Below are 16,005 nucleotides of genomic sequence, written 5' to 3' on the forward strand. Positions count from 1 at the left end.
GGCATTGGGGGATGGTTATGGGAAGGAAGGAAGATAAGTTATCTTATTTCAGCATTGTTAGCTTTGCTTTCATTGCGATGTGGTTTTTATGTGCCCCTTTCGAAGTTAAGGCTCAACAGGGTTGTTACGTGAGTGCAAACAATACAATTTACACAAATGGATTCCTAAACGTACTCAATGTCTATGTAGGCGGAACACCTCACACCACTAATTGCCCGGTAGGCTCAACACCGGCAACTCAAGTTTATATACCTGTTGCTACCAATGGTGATGGATGTCTTGTAGCACTATCGCCGGGTAGTCCGTTAAGCCTTGGTGCTATGTATACGTACAGAATATCTAACTGTCCACTGGATGATTATCTGCCTTTATTATTGGTCACGGTAGTATTAATCACCATTACACGTCTAAGAAAAGCGCGACGAGTGTATAGCACCTGATGCCGAAAAGCATTAACAATAAAAGCCTGTTTATTTTATAAATACTTAATGAAATAATAGCAACAGTGGCTACTTTCAATCAGTTCAATTTGCGTATTATTGCGTAACAAAATTAAAAAAACTGCGTATAAAGGCATGTTTTTTAATTGGCAGTAATATCGGTGCATGGAAGCAAGAGAAAAGAGTAAAGGTCTATTTTTTATTAGTATTAAGAAAATCGTTTTTGTTATCCTATTGATAAGCATCAATCTTAAATCAAACGCACAGGCGGGTCAGGGTTGCGTGGTAAGCGATATTTTTTTTGGGACAAGAATTTATGTTAGCTATACAGGCGATCGTACCTTTATTACGAACTACCCAATTTACGAGGATGTCTTTTCAGTTGCTTGTGCAAACGGAGCAACCAACCAGATAAAAAAGCTTGGCACGGGTGGTACCCAAAATTGTGCGATAGGCTCTGTCTTTGTTTATCAGACTGGTAAAATTTATAATTATACTACCTTTACCTGCCCTTTAGATGATTATCTGCCTTTGCTGTTTGTGCCTATTGCGTTGGTTGGGGTTTGGAGAATAAAAATGGCTAATAAGAAAAGGCAATCTTTTTCTTCAAAACTAAAGTATTAATCTTAGATGCTAAAAATAAATCGTTTTCTGATAATGTACATACCTACGCATCCGAAAACGATCAACAATATCGCTGAATAAGAATCAAGAGGGCAGCTATTATCACTGTCTAGCCATGTAATCACAGCAGCATAAGTAGCAACCCCTATAATATCACATGCTTGATATGGGCTAGCAAATTTGTATTTATTATCACGTACACCACACCCTAAGTTTTCTTGGTCATAAGTCCTTAAACGAATAGAGGATCCACTTTGATAAAGCCAATTGCCATTTATAGGATTTGTACTTGGAACTGTATTTCTTATTAGATAAATCCTGTTATTATAAAGGCAACCTGTTCCCCCGAAACCTTTAGTTGTAAATATGAGGGCAATCATGCAAACAATACATACTCTTAATAAAAATTTCAAGCGCATAGTTCAACAGTTAAATTTTTCAGCAAACAAACTTAAAACAAAAAAAGTGCCTTAGAAACTATTTGAATGTTATTGATAACACTAAAAGTTGTAATTCGAGTAAACACAGTAATCACATTTAAGTCCAGTTAACGAAACAAGTAACTTTCTTTAAAAACACGATCCTTTTTACGTATTCTTAAATCGTCTGGTTTTAGTCAATAGGAATAAAAATACCCGTTTTGTGTAAGGTATTCCCAAATCAAGCTTAGTTAAAACCTCTTGCTCGTGTTAGAATATTTGTCAGAATCTCAAGGGCTGCCTATTTCAAACTTAATTGCATTAATCTTGCTATCTTTATATTCTCTATAAACGTTAATGGAAAATCATTCTACAGAAATAAAAAGATCCATAAGTCAAACTATTGATTTCTACAAAATTTACCGGGTATTTTTAAGTCGTTGGTATTGGATATTGTTCTGTTTGATATTTGCACTTGGCATCGCAAAATTAAAACTGCTTTACGTTAAACCAGTGTACGCTGCCAGTAGTTCTATGAAATTGCAAGATGCTTCACAAGGTCTCAATAATGCAAGTGCAAGTGGTTTCCCACAAACGTTTAACTACACTGATAAGATCCAGGCAGAAAGTTACACCATCCGCTCAAACCAGGTTATCCTGGATGCTATTGCTAAATTGAATTATAAAATTTCTTATTATATAGTTGGGAGGATTAATTTAACCGAAGTTTACCCAGACGTTCCATTCAATATAGACATTTTAAAACAAGATTCAGTAAACTTTAGCAGAGAAGTTTACCAGGTTGAAGATATCGACGGAAAGACTTTTTCCCTTAGCAATCCCAACGATCTTAAAAAAGACGGCAAAAAATATCGATATGGCGAAGTGATATCACTTGGCAACATGCAATTCAGTATTGTTAGCCAAATACCGGCAAAAGCGACCTACAGGTTTAATTTCAATGGCAATCAAGATTTTATAGGCAGAATATTGAGTGGACTTTCTATTGGCGAAGCTGCAAAATTTACGAATGTGATGAATTTGTCTCAAACTGATGGCAATGCAGCTTTTGCGGCTAATATTTTGAATGAGATAATGAAATCATATATCAAATATGATCTTATTCAAAAAAGGCTCTCGGCTAACCAAACAGCAGAATTTATTGATAATCAATTATCTTTTATTGACCAGGCAACCAATAAATCGGGGAACAACTTAGCTGCTTACAAGGCTGTTAACAACATGACAGACATTGGAACTGCCTCTGCTGATGTTGTTGCCAAACTTTCAGATTACGAAAAGCAAAAGGCAGTACTAAAAATTGAAATGCTCGGCATAGATCGTTTGACGCAGCAATTGACCAGTAATAATAACAAAATAGATATTAATTTAGATCTGGAAGGCAATCTTGACGCCCTGGCCAGTGGTTTGGTATCGCAACTAAACAAGCTTATTTCTAATAGAGATGAAATGGCAGCGCAGTACAATACCAATTCTGCGCCTATGAAATCTATTGATAATCAAATATCAAAAATTAAAGATGCGATACAAAATAATATCCTTTCGTTAAAAAGCCGAAAACTTGAACAATTAAAATTTATTGACCAGCAAATTAATTCAATCAACGGGGCAATTAAAACTATTCCAAAAAAAGAGCAGCAATTTGTAAAGCTTAATGCAAATTTTGAGGTAAACAACAAAGTCCGTTCTTATTTATCGGAGAAAAAGCTTGAAGCAGAGATGAACGCTGCAGCAGTAGTTCCGGGTGCATCAATTGTAAACACAGCTTACCCAAGCGGTATTTCGATAGCTGCAGACTCAACCCGAATTTACGCCCTCGCTATCATGGCGGGTTTAGCAGCGGGGGTTGGTCTTATTTTATTAGTTCGCTTTCTTAATCCGTACATATATGATAAAGAAACCGTAGAGGCACTTACTCAAACCCCTATCATTGGCGTAATAAGACAATTTCCTTCTTTTATCGATAAAAGCAATACACAGGCATTATCCTTATCCAGGCCCAAATCTGTTTTCGCCGAATCTGTACGTTCGGTCAGAACAAACTTAAGCTTTATGGCCGGCCACAAAAAAAGTAAGATAATTTGCATAACATCTGAAATTTCCGGAGAAGGCAAATCATTTGTTACCATAAATTTGGCAAGCACCTTGGCGTTAATCGATAAAAAAATAATTTTAATAGCAGGTGATCTGCGAAAATCAAGGTTACATCACGCATTCGGCCTTAATAACGATAAAGGCCTAAGTACTTATTTATCAAATCAACACACATTAGAAGACATACTGGTGCATGATGAGCCTCATAAAATAGATTTCATCCCATCAGGCCCGGTTCCTCCAAATCCATCAGAGTTGCTACACACCGACAAGATGAAAACTTTTTTGCAAGAGCTATCCTCTGTCTACGATTATGTGCTCGTGGATACCGCGCCTGTTGGCTTAGTTTCTGATGCAATTCCTCTTATCCGGGAGTCGGATATCAATCTATTCATCATCAGGTCTGGAAAATCTCAATTAAGGGCCGCCAATATCCCGGAAAGGTTATCACGAGAGTATGGTTTAACCAATATGGCTATCGTTCTTAATGCTTTCGGGAACGATGCGTTGCATTCAAATTATTACACTACAGATTACAGTAAAGGCGGCGGCAACGAAACTTATTACTATTCAGATTATTCTGGCTATGCGGCTTCGGGCTATTATGAAGATGAGCCTAAAAAATGGTGGCAGTTTTGGAAGCTTAGCGATAAAAACGCTAAAGATTAATCTATCTTAAATCCAGGTTAAGAAGAAGATATTGCAAATAATCAGACAATGATTAAGAACAGTCCGTTTCGCTATCTTATAATCTATTTACCCTTTTTGCTTGCGTTACTGCTACGCAGCGATCCGCATGTTTCTTATTTAACAGCCTGGGCTGGTTCTTTCTTTATTTTCTTTATATCGTTTAGTGGTTTTTTAAAAGTCCTGCCTAAAGATTATCCTGTCTCGCAGCAGTTAATGCGCCCAATTTTCTTTATGCAACTCATTTTTGTTGGTTATATGAGTTGTACCTCAATATTTTACTACGTTGGTATTTTAGGCTATAAATATTTTGATTACGTAGGTAAAAGCCTCGGTATTTACGCATCTTCTTTTGATACAATTGCTCAATGCCAACGGTATTATGCACTTGGGCATGCAGCTTTGGTACATGGCATTTTCATGGCAATGAAATATCCGGTAAAAGAAAAATATGTTGCCTATGTACCCTCTATTAGCAATCTGTTATTGGGAATGTGCGTTATCTGTTTTCCGCTGGGGGTGGTATTTGCTAAAATTGGTGCATTAAGTCAATTCAGCGTTGCATTTACCGGTTTAAGCTTCGTATCAGGTACAGTTGGTTTAGCCTTTGCAATTCGCGAGAAAAAAAAAGGCAACTATTACTTTGGCATTTGTTTGTTCATGTTAAATCTTGTAAGCTCATTGTCCTCTGGATTTAAAGAACCGGTAATTGTTTGTGTTCTTTTACTGGGTGTATACCTTCTGCCTATATTTGGGAAAAAGATAATTCCTTTTTTCAGCGTCATCTTACTCTTTCTCTTTTTTGTGTTGCCCACGTTTATAGGAAACTTCCGCAATTTAACAGGCAATGGGGTTGACGTTATAACCGCCCGAGACGAAAGCATTAACGCTGTATTAAATAGCGGAAAAGAGGGCCTGTTAGAAGATAACTGGGTGTTTTTAACAGACAGGATATCTGAAATAAAAATGTTTACTCAATTTGCAGACAACACCCCATATTTCACACCATATTATCAATTTAAGTTAGTAAAAAACGCCATTAGTATGATTATCCCGCGTTTTTTTTGGCCGGATAAACCAGTGGTCGAAGATTTAGTGATGGAGCGGGTTTACACTGCACAAATTACAAGCAGGGATTCCTCGGTATCTGCCAAGCCCGCTTTTATTGTAGATTGCTATTTATCATACGGGGTGATCGGCGTTTGGATAGGCTTGTTTTTATATGGTTATTCAGCCCAGCGTATTGCTCAAAAAGCAGATCAATTATTTGGTGGTTATTTTTTAGGTACCTCAGTTATTTTTGCCGGTTTGTTTCAAATTTATTGGCGAGGTAACTGCTTTGAATTTATGGCAAATAACATATTCTGGAGCTATGTAACCATGCTTATTATCTTTCGTGTTTTAAGGGCACGGAGTATTTTAGAACTAAAAACAAACTAAGCCCGGGATTAGCTGCACCGCTATCTTTGCTATCCACGAAACCGAAGCACTTGTTTGTACTTTAAAGTTTATTGAAGCATTTGCACTTCAAACCGCCCGATAAACAATCACCCTATTCTCGCCTATACAAGTAAGCTAAAAACACCCTCCCCGTTAAGCCTTATCGCCCTCAATCTATACGTTTCTGCCTCAGTACTTTAGCCAGCACAAATAACAAACTCATTCACTTAACCTTACCTAATTAATCATGAGCATTTTTGATGACATTGCCGGCGCCTTTGAAGATCTTTTTAATGAGATAAAAAAAGGCGTTGATACTGTATTTAACAGTATTGTTAATCTTGCAGAAAAAGTAACACAGGCAGTTGAATTGGCATTTCGTAAAACTGCCGAAATTGCCGAAACTGTTGTTGACGCCCTAAAAGATGTGGGCATAACCCTTTCGCAAGGCGTAGTAGATGGCGCTAACATCGCTATAAATTTTGTTGAGAAAACAGCCCAGGACGTTCTCGACAGATTTAAAATACCTGAAGTGCCCGAGCCTACTCCCGAGTATAAACAAGCGATCAGTAAAGCTATTGCTTCTGTATTTTCAAAAATAGCTGCAGAAGGCCAGGAGTATGATGTATTTGGAATATTAGCATCGGCATGTAACGCTAAAGATCTTAACTACCAGATGCTTGAACTGGGATCAAAGATTGCTGCCGAGCGTTTGGGAAATGACATTTTTAATATCCCGACCGTAGCGCCTGTAATTGTTTCTAAAGAACTGCTAAAAGAGTATATTAACTTTCTAATTATCAAAGCAGTACAAGACAATCGCCAAAAAGTTGCCAATGGCAAATCAGTACAGGTAGTTACCGGCATTGTGATCACAGCAATTACATTATTGGTTACCGAAGGCCGTATTGCTGATTGGGGATGGGAGATACCTGAAGGTATGCAACCCGATAAAATTGACAGCGATGCTACAACAGTATGGACAGAGGGATCAAGACTGCAATTCAACAACGCTATTTACCTGGTGCTTGACGGGCAGGTACGCCACATCCCTAACCCTGCCACCTTTGATAATCTCTTTGCCAACGGAAACGGGGTGATCCAGTCAGAGCCCGGATTGCAGGTAGAAGGTAAGCCGCTTACAGATGGCGCGTATCTGGTAACTGCCAACGGCGGCGATGGTAAATATTATCTGGTTGCTGATGGTGTTAAACGCTGGATATCAACGCCACAGGTATTTAAAAAATATGCTTTTGACAACGCGAAGGTAAAAAAAGTATCAACGGGCGATCTGGATAAAATTCCTACCGGTGATACCATATACCAGTTCTCAAAAAGAGAGGGATCAATGCTTACTATCAATGGTGCGGTACACATTATAATAGATAAAGTGGCGCATCATATCCCTAACGAAAACACCTACAATCAATTGTTTAAAAACTGGAATGGCATACAGGAAACTAATAGGAGTTCTATAAAAATCGGCGAACCTATTACTAACGGGGCTTATCTGGCATCGGCAACAGAAAGGGTTTACTTTATCAGTAATGGCCAAAAACGTTGGATCATGTCGCCACTTGCGTTTAACAACTTCAATTTCGGATGGAACAAGATTAGAAAAGTATCTCAAGCTGATCTTGACAGGATACCTAACGGTAAGGAAATTTACTAATAGCCTTATCTTTACAACAAATAGCCCTGTATAGGTTACATACAGGGCTATTTTTATTTTCACAAGTGCAACCCAACTACATCGTTGGCGATTGTTGATAGATTGTCCATTGCTGGCTTTTATCGCCGCGCCTGGGCGCCAGCTTAACCAATGAGTTAACGCCTGCACCCTCACCTGCAGGCGTAATATATTGTTCGGTACCTTTTAGCTTTATCAGAAATATGTTTTTACCTGCAGGTTCAAAATCATACAGCTGGCTGGCCTTAGCTTGTTCTATAGGCTGCTCATCAAAATTTGAGCCTTCTTTAGTGCCAGATGCTTGCATTGTTTTACCGCTGAAAAGGTTTTCCAGCTGATAGGTATTCCCATCTATATGCTTAAAGTCCCAGGTCATGCACTTCCAGTTCTGCGGCTCATACAGCACTATGGGCGTACCAGTTTTTGTGTTGGCATCTTTAATACGCAGCAACATACCGGTTTGCACGTTTTTTATGGCATAAGTGCCTTTTATGGTTTGCGCAACGGTTGTGGTAAGAAACAGTACCATCGCAATCATGATTGAAGCAGGCGTTTTCATGGTAAGTTTTTGATATTTAACGAATATACGCGCAATTGATTGTTATTTTTAAACCACAAGCCGCCTTTCTTGTTCATTCATATATCCCTCGCCATGCTCACTATTATAAATTACATCACCCATGACCGAAATTAAAAAAGAGGACATTAAGCAGGAAGTCTTTGACCTGTATGATGACTATGCGCACAACCGTTTGGATCGCCGCGATTTTGTACAGAAGCTATCTATGTATGCCATCGGTGGCCTTACCGTACCCGCATTGATGAGCTTTCTGATGCCGGATTACAAGAACAATGTTCAGGTTAAGGCAGATGACCCGCGGCTTGAATCGGGATATATTACTTACCAATCGCCAAAAGGTGGCGGCAGTATAAAAGGCCTGTTATCAAAACCAAAAGATGCAAAAGGAAAGCTGGGTGGTATTATAGTGGTACACGAAAACCGCGGCCTTAACCCTTACATTGAAGATGTTGCCCGCCGCGCGGCCCTTGCCGGTTTCGTCACCCTGGCTCCTGATGCCTTAACCCCACTTGGCGGATACCCCGGCAATGACGATAAAGGCCGCGAACTGCAGGCCAAACGTGATAAAGGCGAAATGGAACAAAATTTTATTGATGCCTTTGAATATCTTAAAAAACACAAAGATTGCAATGGAAAGGTAGGTGTGGTTGGCTTCTGCTTTGGTGGTGGTATTGCCAACACCATGGCCGTACACGTGCCCGATCTGGCTGCTGCTGTACCATTTTACGGCGCACAGCCCGATGCTGCCGATGTACCCAAAATACATGCCCCGCTAATGCTTCATTATGCATCATTAGATACCCGCATTACCGGTGGCTGGCCTGCCTATGAAGCTGCACTTAAAGCTAACGACAAAAAATATCAGGCCTTTATTTACGAGAACGTTAACCACGGTTTTCATAACGATACCACGCCGCGATATGATAAAGCCGCCGCAGAGTTAGCCTGGCAACGTACCATTGATTTCTTTAAACAGAACTTAAGCTAATATGAATTAAACGCGGGCTGCTTAGTCCGCGTTTAGTTATCTCGCTGGTGTTCGGTAATACTTTGGGTGATGAAATCCGGAATGAGGCTGAACTCTGTTTTTAGTACGCTGCCTGATCCTTTCACCAGTATCTTTTTCATGTATTCGTTATGCTTCTTATCAATCTCTAAAGTTGAGGTATTAGACGTTTCGCCGCCCTCGCCGTTAATGCTTAACCAATAGATCTCATCGGGGGTATTAACCGTATCCCTGAAGACTGATTCAAAATACATGCGTTCGCGTTCGAGGGTTTTTATCATAGGACCGTACTCATCGTGGTGCCATTGCACCCACTCATGATAAGTGGCTATGTTCTCCTTGTTCAACTTAAAACGGTAGAGCGTAGCCTTTACGGGATATCTAAGTTCAGACTCAGTGATTGGGGTTTGATGCTGTTTATTTGCAAAAGCAACACCGCAAATAGTAAAGGCTATACCAATAAAAATCCCCGCTGTAAGGGCTAAAATGCTCTTCATCATATTATATCCTTGCTTTAATTCCTAATGATATATTTCTGCCGGGCAGCGGTGCCAGGTATTTCAAAAATGAGTTTTGCGGGCGTGCCTCAACGTTTAGCAGATTGTTACCACTCAGGTAATACTCCATATCCAGTCCGCTCAGCTTTCCTGTGTAAGATATACGCCCGCTAAGCATTGAATACGGTGGCATAGCAGGCTCCGGGTTAATGTTTTTACCGAGGTAGCGCTGACGCAGATAGCGATCAAAAAACAGGTTCAATGATATTTTCTTATATCCCGCCCCGCCATTAAAACCGTACCTGCTGGTTGGCATATTGGGCATGTAATCCCCCTCGGCCCATTGGCGCAGTTTATCTTTTGAAGTATTGATGTTCTTCACCAGATCAAAGTATGAAGCCAGTTCCCATTTTAATATTTTATTAGCCGGCGAGCGATAGCCTAACTCTGCTTCCCAACCCGTAATTTTAGTATCTGATTGCCGCCACTCTTTAACCAGGAAACCGCCCGAGCGGGCAATACCGGTATGTGCCAGATACATGTAATTGTTAAAACGGGTTTGGTACCGGCTTGCTGCAACATGCCATCCGTGGTAATCCATGCCGGCACCAAGATCTATTGCTTTGGCTATTTCTTTCTTCAGCCGGTCGTCGCCGTTCTCTTCCAGCATAATGGCAAAATGGTCGTTACCGGCATACAGTTCGTTAACATCGGGCGCACGTTCAGAGTGCGAATAACCCGCTTTGATGTAACCTATCTTCAGGATGCTCCATTGCGCATCAGCATTATACTGGTTGAGGCTAAAATCTCTCGGCGAAAGTTTGCCGCCTGCCAGTCCGCGGCCGGGTTTATAGGTTGGATCGGGCATAGCGCGGCGGGCAACCTCATCATGGCGGTAGCCGAGCGTTACCTGCACCGGTTCAAAATTTACACGCTGTAAGGTGAACAACCCCAGCTCGCGGCTGAGATTATTTGGCAGGTACCGCTGGTCGCCGGCACCTTTCATGTTCATGTAAGAATAATCAACCCCGCTTGTACCAGACAGGAATTTCCAATCCTGCTGCACAGCCTCAAACCTTGCCACATGGCGGGTAGTATTAAAACGATTGGCCAATTGGTCGCCAATAAGTTCTCGGTCATCAGATGCCTGCAACATATAGTTTAATCTTAGTATCGATATAAAATCCGACACAGGGCGATACCCCGTCTCAGACAATAAACTGTTTGATACCGATTGGGTATTAATGGGCCTGTAATCCGTACCAACCGGGCCATGATGCGAATCCTGACCAGGAACTTTTGGCAGCGCAAACCCGGGGATACCATAATAACCATACGCTCCGCGGAAACCTACACCGGTATAAAAATTATTGCCCAGGTAACTTGTACCTAAATTAATGGTTCTGCTCTCCGACCGGCTGTTGGGCATAATGCCTTTCTTAACCGGGGCATAATCAGTAATACCCTTTACTACGGTAGTTGACAAGGGTGTATTTGGATCCTGGCCGGGGATATATTTACTGTTGGCAGGGTTAGGCACCTCTTTGCCGCCGATAACCGAATTAGGCTGAAAAGTATACAGGTCGTCTTCGCTTAGATCCCATGCCGGGTTGTTAAGGTTATTGAGCACAAACTGGCTGATGTACGGGTACAGGCTTAGGTTTCGGATGATCTCTTTTTGCACATTTACCTGCGCCATACTTTCGGTAAGGTTATCTATTTTAGGATCGTAAGCAATGGGCGCTTTGGTGTTGCCGGGTATCTTCAGATCGTTATTAAACCGGTTCATGGCTCCGGCATGCCATACCCAGTTTGTGCCAACATTGCCATTCAGATCAAAAGCCTGCTTAATACCGTAATTGGTACCCGCTTCGCCGGTTATAAAACCTGAAAGTGGTTTATCCGGCCTGCTCAGCGGAATCGTATTATCCCTCATGTTTACCGCGCCGCCAATAGCTTTACCGCCAAACAATACACTGGCGCTGCCTTTGTAAACATCCATCCCTAAAAGATTATCCATATCAGCTATCACATTCAGGTTGGGGCTTATGCCCGATAGGTCATTCACCCCCAAACCGTTTGCAAGCACCCTCACCCGGTTGCCACTTAAACTACGAATGACCGGCATACCCGAGTTGGGGCCAAAGTATCCATTCTGCACACCCGAAATATGGCTCAGCGTTTCGCCGAGTGTGTTTGATTGTACCAGTTCCAGATCCTTACGGGATAGTTTGCGGGTATCGTTACCTCTTACATTAGGTTTTACAGAGATGGTAACCTCTGGCAAAAAACGAGTTTTAGAGGTATCTGTTGGGGCGGGCGCCTGGGCAAATACATCTGCATTATACAGGCCGGCAGCGATAAATAAAACACACGAAAAAGTAAAGGTTAACCGCATAAGCACACACTTTATCCGGCTCAGTTAACCGGTTTAAAATGAGGCAAAGATAATTTCATAATTTTTAAATGCAACACAATTGCTAATAAATAAAGTTTAATAAATCATTATAATTATTTATTAAATACACAAAATAATCTTATTTTAATTGCAACATAATTGCAATTAAAATAATTAATCATACTTTCGCCGAAAAAACAGATATATGAGCATCAATAACAATTACTTTAAATTATTCACACTGGCCTGCGGGTTGCTTGCCACGGTATCGGCCTGCAAAAAAGACCAGCAAACGCCGGTTAAAGAGGTGGCCATCAACTTACCATCAGACATGGTACTTACATACGGACAGGAGACAGACATTGCATTACCTGCCGACCTGATTAGCCAGGCTGATCTGAGTTTTAAACTTCAGTTTGATGAAACCGAAAACACGCAGATAAGCGCAGGCACTAAACTTTACGACCAGCTTGCCAAAGCCGTCACCATTGACAAAAGCAAAGGGAAAATACATGTAGATAGCCGCCTGCTTTATCCAAACGGCGCAACATCATCAGCAAATGGTAAAACAATTCCTGATATTTATAAGATAACTGTGGTAGCAAACTCCACTGCCGGTACACTGGAAGGCAAACAAACCTTCTCATTGAAAATAGCCCCTGCGCGCATAACTATTAAAGGCATAGATGATAAAAACGAAACCCCGTACGCCTACGTTTTATATAACGACAACGGTGCCTCTTTTGAATTGCAGGCGGAAAGCATCCCCACAAACGGCACTACCTGGCATTTGAACATGGATAGCAAATTTTCTTCGATAATAGGCTTACAGGGCAACCAGGTACAGTTTAGAGCCAACGCCGGCGACCCGGAGAAGAAAGCAGAGCAAGGCTATGACCTTACCGCCGAACTACAGAAAGATGGCTTCACTGTAGCTTCGAGGCCATTTCGTGTAATCTTCATTCCGCAGATAAAATTTTTCTACGGCACTTACTACCCCGATCTGAACCTTACTATTCTTACCAACCGCTTATACATAGCCCTGTCTAACGGTTACAAGTCTGCTGCACCTACTTTATATCCCGAGAAATATAGGTCGACATTTAGCCTGGTATCAGTAGAAAAAGACGGAAAACCATTTGATAACAAAGAGGGCATTATATCGGTAGACAGCACTACCGGCGCAGTTATCGTAAAACAAAATGAAACCCTTACCGAAGGCGATTACAAAATGATTATTAAAGCAATTACCACCACCGGTCTGGAGTTTCAGGCAGACCTGACATTGAATATGTCTGAAGGCTAAATTTTACTAATACCCCACTAAATTGATAATAGTTTGGGGCTGGCTGTGTGCCTCAAACTAAAAAGCCCCACATTTCTGCGGGGCTTTTATTGTTTATTATTAATAGGGGTATTGTTTCTAACGTATAGCTGTGATATCGGCAAAGCTCTCTTTAGCCGGGCATGCGGTAACCACACCGCTTTTATTTAAGGCTTTACTTTGGTAATACACTGCCACAAGCGGATAAACAGAAAGCTCCACGGCCAGTATAATAGCACTTACCGATGACCACGATAACTCAAAAAAAGCAAATTTGAAAGCTGAGAAAAGCAGGATACTATGAAATAACCATGATGCACCAAGCAATATCAGCCCCGGCAACACCGATGAAAATTGCTGATACGACCAATGCAGCAATAAGAGATTGATTGCCCTGCCCATTAACCAGCTCACGCCACCAAAGGCAAAACCGATAAACAACTGCGGCAACAATTGTAACGACATATACCATTTAAGGAAATCAACACATCCTTTGTTAAAGGTGTAAAAAATACCAGCCGCTGCCAGCGTAATCACAATAATCTTCAATAGTCTTCCCATCACTTTTTAATTAGTTACGTAAATATCGCAACAATAGTAACATTAGCGTTACAATAAACATTAGAATTCTCTTAGAAAATCACAAACATTTGTGGAAGGTGCTATACGGCCTGTAGCTGGCCTATCATTTCAAAACGCTCTGCAGGTAAATAGTTGCGGCATTCTTCAATTAAACCATTGTAAACAAAATCCGGGGCACCGGCTTTAACGGCGCTTAACCAATTGCTTAGTTCAATATTATTGATGCCTTTTATCATCCACTTTGAGTAAAGCCCCATTTTCTCCATCGGGATGTTTTGGGTGATGTTATGCTCCATCCCCATTATTTCCTCATCAGTAAATTTAGACCATAGCAATTCGTTTAGTTGCAGCTCTTCTTTGTTCATGTGGCTAAGGTTAAAAGCCACAAACTCATTTAAGGCATAATAAAGTTTGTTGCCAGCTTCAAATCTTTCGGCAGGGCTTTTGGCCAGATTGTAAAGGGCTATACCTGCACGCAGGTTTTCGGTCAGTTCCAGATCAATATGATGTTCGTTCTCGAAAGAAGCTATCAGGGCTTCGTCGTGCTGTTGGGCGCAGGCAAGGATGTAGGTGTCCTCATAGTAGGCGTGTGAATCAAAAACATCAAGTAAAGCATTTGCTTGCTCAATAACCGGTAACGAGGCTTCTGCATCCGTCATATCGGTTTGCTGCATTAAAGTGACTGTATCAAACATAAACAGCCTTAGCGCTTTGTGGATCTGGTTAAATACATTAAATCTGAGCGTTTTCATTATTAATATTATTAAAGGTGATTGTTATAAAATTTATTAAGCGGGTATTAGCTCTCTGTCGCGGCTACTGTAACTCTCTCCGAGCGACAAGCTTTTGCGCAGCGCCATGCGTGCACGGCAAACCGTAGTGCGCGATTGCATTACCGATATGCCCATCATTTCGGCTATCTCGTGGTGCGAGTAACCTTCAATGGCAAACAGGTTAAACGGCATGCGGTAACTCTGCGGCAGCATGTTGATGCTGTTATATAAATGAGCGGTAGCATCAGCGTCTTCAGTTTGGCTGTAGTTCATTACCGCGTATTCGCAACTTTCCAGATCACTGGTTTTTATGCGGCGCTGGTTATTGCGGTAAGTGGTTAAAGCCGTGTTTACGATAATGCGCCTAACCCAACCCTCAAAACTTCCGTCGCCGGTGTAGAGGTTAATTTTGGTGAATACTTTTACAAAGGCTTCCTGCAAAATATCTTCGGCCTCCATGGTATTTTGGGTGTACCTGCGGCAGATGCCAAACATCTGCGCAGCAAAGTGTTTATAAACCAGCTCTTGTGCGCGCCGGTCTCCTTTTTTACATGCCGCTATGCAGGCATCTAAAGCAATTGTTTTCATTGTTATTTAGGGGTATGGGTTTTACTTGATCAGGTTAATTTTTGTAGATGAATTTTATTAGGGTGGCCACAACATTTGGGTTATCTGCCGTGGTGGTTTTCTTTGTCGCGGTTAGCGGATAACCGTCAGCATCGTAGGTGTAGATGTAACTATGCTGGGCAACTTGCTCTCCATTAGCGTTAAAAACCGTTTCTTTTTTGATATTATGCGCAGGCGCGGCATTAAAGAAAGTATAGTTTACCCCTTGTATTGCAGTTAGCGGATTCGGTTTGTTATCGTACTCAAAAGCCGATCTACCTGCAGCTACATAAGCATTTGCCACAGTGCTCCAGTTAAACTGTTGCTGGGTAGCCACATCGCCGGCAGCGTTGTAGGTATAAACTATTTTATAATCGGGCGATGCTGCGTTTTGTAACCATGCAAAGCCTTTTTGTTCTGTTACTTTACCGTTCTGGTAACTGAGATCGTTATAAAAGCTTAGCTTATTCTCTGGTGCCGGAGTGTAGAATTCTACTTTAGAAAGTTTACCTTCTGCGTAAACGTATTTAAGATCCAGGTTTTTTAATGATGTTGCAATTACCTTCTTATCGCTATTGTAAGTAAGATTGGCAGTAATGCTTAAACCGTTTTGCAGGGTAGTTACTTTACCAACCAGGTTATTTGCATTGTAAGCAAACGTGGTAGTAAAATCAGCACCTTGTTCTATTTTAAGTATTTGATGCTTTACCGGTTGGGGGCCGGCTGTATTTTCCTTAACGCATGATGCCGTAAGGAGTGCAACTGCCGATAGTATGGCAACAGCTACATTTTTGGTGATCGTGTTCATTTTTACTTTTGCTAAT

Annotated in this window: 14 protein-coding genes; 6 read left to right on the plus strand and 8 right to left on the minus strand. The window is 41.2% G+C overall.

The features are described 5' to 3' along the window. Positions 1-605 precede the first annotated feature (605 nt). Positions 606-1,064 (plus strand): hypothetical protein, encoded by a 459-nt coding sequence (locus D0C36_RS08850; protein ID WP_117391157.1) that lies wholly within the window; start codon positions 606-608, stop codon positions 1,062-1,064. Positions 1,065-1,066: 2 nt separating this feature from the next. Here D0C36_RS08850 and D0C36_RS08855 read toward each other — a convergent pair whose 3' ends face one another. Continuing rightward, positions 1,067-1,483: a hypothetical protein gene (locus D0C36_RS08855; protein ID WP_147321968.1), complete on the minus strand. Its 417-nt coding sequence runs from the start codon at positions 1,481-1,483 to the stop codon at positions 1,067-1,069. Positions 1,484-1,840: 357 nt separating this feature from the next. Between D0C36_RS08855 and D0C36_RS08860 the strand changes: the two genes are divergently transcribed. The 3 genes from D0C36_RS08860 (at position 1,841) to D0C36_RS08870 (ending at position 7,397) form a co-directional block, all read left to right on the plus strand. Beyond that, positions 1,841-4,267 (plus strand): GumC family protein, encoded by a 2,427-nt coding sequence (locus D0C36_RS08860; RefSeq protein WP_117391159.1) that lies wholly within the window; start codon positions 1,841-1,843, stop codon positions 4,265-4,267. 48 nt (positions 4,268-4,315) lie between these two features. After that, a complete protein-coding gene (locus D0C36_RS08865) occupies positions 4,316-5,725 on the plus strand; it encodes an exosortase Y-associated Wzy-like protein (RefSeq protein WP_117391160.1) in 1,410 nt (469 codons plus the stop codon). A gap of 247 nt (positions 5,726-5,972) precedes the next feature. After that, positions 5,973-7,397 carry a hypothetical protein gene (locus D0C36_RS08870; protein WP_117391161.1) on the plus strand — a complete coding sequence of 475 codons (1,425 nt, stop codon included), beginning with the start codon at positions 5,973-5,975 and terminating at the stop codon, positions 7,395-7,397. Between the two features lie 76 nt (positions 7,398-7,473). Here the strand turns inward: D0C36_RS08870 and D0C36_RS08875 are convergent, their stop codons facing one another. Further along, positions 7,474-7,974 carry an RICIN domain-containing protein gene (locus tag D0C36_RS08875; RefSeq protein ID WP_117391162.1) on the minus strand — a complete coding sequence of 167 codons (501 nt, stop codon included), beginning with the start codon at positions 7,972-7,974 and terminating at the stop codon, positions 7,474-7,476. 121 nt (positions 7,975-8,095) lie between these two features. On the opposite strand from D0C36_RS08875, the gene D0C36_RS08880 reads away from it, so the two are divergent. After that, positions 8,096-8,983 carry a dienelactone hydrolase family protein gene (locus D0C36_RS08880; RefSeq protein WP_117391163.1) on the plus strand — a complete coding sequence of 296 codons (888 nt, stop codon included), beginning with the start codon at positions 8,096-8,098 and terminating at the stop codon, positions 8,981-8,983. A gap of 32 nt (positions 8,984-9,015) precedes the next feature. Here the strand turns inward: D0C36_RS08880 and D0C36_RS08885 are convergent, their stop codons facing one another. Further along, positions 9,016-9,501: a DUF6176 family protein gene (locus D0C36_RS08885; protein WP_117391164.1), complete on the minus strand. Its 486-nt coding sequence runs from the start codon at positions 9,499-9,501 to the stop codon at positions 9,016-9,018. A gap of 1 nt (position 9,502) precedes the next feature. Next, the gene (locus D0C36_RS08890; RefSeq protein ID WP_117391165.1) at positions 9,503-11,896 is read right to left on the minus strand and encodes a TonB-dependent receptor domain-containing protein; all 2,394 of its coding nucleotides are present in this window, start codon (positions 11,894-11,896) and stop codon (positions 9,503-9,505) included. Positions 11,897-12,101: 205 nt separating this feature from the next. Here D0C36_RS08890 and D0C36_RS08895 point away from each other — a divergent pair, with 205 nt between their 5' ends. Further along, positions 12,102-13,202 (plus strand): hypothetical protein, encoded by a 1,101-nt coding sequence (locus D0C36_RS08895; RefSeq protein ID WP_117391166.1) that lies wholly within the window; start codon positions 12,102-12,104, stop codon positions 13,200-13,202. 117 nt (positions 13,203-13,319) lie between these two features. Here D0C36_RS08895 and D0C36_RS08900 read toward each other — a convergent pair whose 3' ends face one another. The 4 genes from D0C36_RS08900 to D0C36_RS08915 form a co-directional block, all read right to left on the minus strand. Next, positions 13,320-13,781, minus strand: a complete 462-nt coding sequence (locus D0C36_RS08900; RefSeq protein ID WP_147321969.1) for a hypothetical protein — start codon at positions 13,779-13,781, stop codon at positions 13,320-13,322. A gap of 101 nt (positions 13,782-13,882) precedes the next feature. After that, entirely contained in the window at positions 13,883-14,554 is a 672-nt protein-coding gene (locus tag D0C36_RS08905; RefSeq protein WP_117391168.1) for a hemerythrin domain-containing protein, read from the minus strand. Positions 14,555-14,590: 36 nt separating this feature from the next. Next, complete coding sequence (locus D0C36_RS08910; protein WP_117391169.1) at positions 14,591-15,163, minus strand: RNA polymerase sigma factor; 573 nt, start codon at positions 15,161-15,163, stop codon at positions 14,591-14,593. Positions 15,164-15,197: 34 nt separating this feature from the next. Beyond that, a complete protein-coding gene (locus D0C36_RS08915; protein WP_117391170.1) occupies positions 15,198-15,989 on the minus strand; it encodes a hypothetical protein in 792 nt (263 codons plus the stop codon). Positions 15,990-16,005: the final 16 nt, after the last annotated feature.

Source organism: Mucilaginibacter conchicola, from assembly GCF_003432115.1.
Lineage (GTDB): Bacteria > Bacteroidota > Bacteroidia > Sphingobacteriales > Sphingobacteriaceae > Mucilaginibacter > Mucilaginibacter conchicola.